General features: G+C 59.0%; 2 protein-coding genes. One reads left to right on the forward strand and one right to left on the reverse strand.

The features are described from left to right. Positions 1-58 precede the first annotated feature (58 nt). Positions 59-457, forward strand: a complete 399-nt coding sequence (locus DDZ14_RS19115) for a helix-turn-helix transcriptional regulator (protein WP_109426563.1) — start codon at positions 59-61, stop codon at positions 455-457. Positions 458-862: 405 nt separating this feature from the next. Here DDZ14_RS19115 and DDZ14_RS19120 read toward each other — a convergent pair. Continuing rightward, positions 863-2154: hypothetical protein (locus DDZ14_RS19120; protein ID WP_233252657.1), on the reverse strand; the 1292-nt coding region annotated here is incomplete at its 5' end.

Genomic DNA, 2154 nt, shown 5'->3' on the forward strand with positions numbered 1-2154 from the left:
GACTGACTATCACTGTGCATCGACGCAATTGAAGTCAGTCATGAAGAGGTGCCGACACATGAACAATTCGACCAGGAAAAGCCCCACCGCCGATCTGATGAAGATGGCGATCGGTGTCTCCGGCAAGAGCCAGCGCGAGATCGCCCAGGAGGCCGGGTTCGAGAAGCAGAACGTGATCTCGATGATGAAGAACGCCGAGATGAAGATCCCGATCGACCGTATCCCGGCGCTGGCAGAAGCCTGCGACACGGACCCGTTGCCGATCCTGCGATCCGCAATGGAAGAGTATCACGGCGCGGCCTGGAAGGTTCTGGTCGATGCTTTCGGGGAGCCGCTCAAACAGGAAGAGCGGGATGTGCTCGATCTCTTCCGGATCGCCAATGATGGCCACATGATCACGATCCATTCCGAACTCGCCGACATGTTGCTGACGCTGTTCATGCTGATGCGGGAGTAGGGGGCTGTTTCCCGCCGCGAGAAGGATGGAATTGAGGGGCCAAATCCCGTATAATGACGGCCCTGAAACGGCTATCCGCGGCAACTTTTCGGAGCAGGCAATCCTTATACGTGGAGCAACGCTTTCGACGCTCCGATGGTGCGCATAGGCCTGCCTGCTATGGTGTAAACTGCGGCGGCCGTCTGCGGGCAAATAACCCTTTCAACGCGCGCCCTATTAGCTTGCAGCTGAGCGCTGCGCCGTCAGGCAGCGGGACCGTCAGGGAACGATAGGCAAGGAGCGGGTGAGGAGGGGCGCTGGGGCAAAGGGAAGGGACGAGGAAAGGCAGGGGTGAGGGGAGGCAGGATACCCCCCAGCTCCTGGTACACAGAACCTCTCCAGGTGTCTCTTCCCGGAGGGTGCTGATCAGGATGCCTTGGACGCTCCTGTCCTTCGTATGTCCCAGTACCCTGTCAGCCTTGCAAGGGCATCCTTCACGCGCCGGTTCAATGGCTCATAGGCAAGCAGGTACCCTTTCTTGCGCAGTACGTCCGGCTTGGCTGCAATCTCGTGGTTCACGCATCTCTGCCGTTCCATGTCATTCCATATACGTTGCACCAGGTCGACACCGTAGACACCGCTTCGCTTGAAGACCTCGATCTCAAACCCACCGGCACCAGGCGAACGCTTCTTTCCCAATGTCTTCGCATCGACAGTCGGCAGGTGGAAATCGAAGCACATCTTTCGTATTTCACTGAACCGGAAGCCGAAGAGGTCGCGGGCAGTCTCCAATCCAAGCCCTCCCGGCACCGCGCCTTCCTCTTTGGTGTGCTTCAAGGTCATCTCGATGCGTGCACGGTGCTCGTGATCCGCCAAGCTCAGTGCCGTTCCCTTGAGGGGGTTCTTTTGATCTGTCTTCTTGTCCATGATCCGCGCCATCGCTCCGAACTCGCGCGCCCCGGCATAGGCCGTCCAATCCACCGGGGGCTGGGTATGTGCGCGCAGGTTCAGTGGCAGCGCCGTCGCCCGGGGGACGCCCAGCCGCGTCGCTTCCTTCATCAGCGTCTTGTTTGGCTTTGCCAGTTTCACCGAGACGGTCTTGCGTGAAGATCCCTTGCCGCGGGCGTCGCGGTGGAAGGCTCTGGGTTTTCCACGCACACTTTCCGTCAGGATGGGATCGAACTTCACATGTCTTCGCAGCAGTTCCACCATCTGCCAGCGGAGAAGATCGCGCCGCGCCTGATCGTGATCCGGATCGTAGATGGGATAGAAATCGACGGAGACCTCGATGCCTGCGATCGGGAAGAGCCCGCACTCTTGCTTTTGGACGGCATACTGCTTTGGCAGTTCCCTCATCAGCCAGGCGAGCTCGCGGGGTTCGGGTTGCTGTAGCTGGACGATGAATTTGGTGCCTTGGTAGCCTCTTTTCCACTTGCGATCACGCATTTTCCACTTGGGGCCATACACAGCGCAGGTGGACCGAGACCCGATCTGCCCAAGAAGCCTCATGATGCGGCGATGCATGTTCACTGCCTGGTGCTCGCTCACGGTCTCCATCCGGAAGGCGATCCAGTCGATAACCGCATCGACGCGGTAAAGGCCCAGATCGATGTCCGGCTCCAGCAACATCCGACCCGCATACAAGGGCTGCTTGTTCTTATGTGGAGAGATCGAATATCCACATTCCGGTGGCTCCAAGTCGGAGGGCCAGTCGAAAG

Origin of the sequence: Maritimibacter sp. 55A14, assembly GCF_003122205.1 — a bacterium.
Lineage (GTDB): Bacteria > Pseudomonadota > Alphaproteobacteria > Rhodobacterales > Rhodobacteraceae > QEYE01.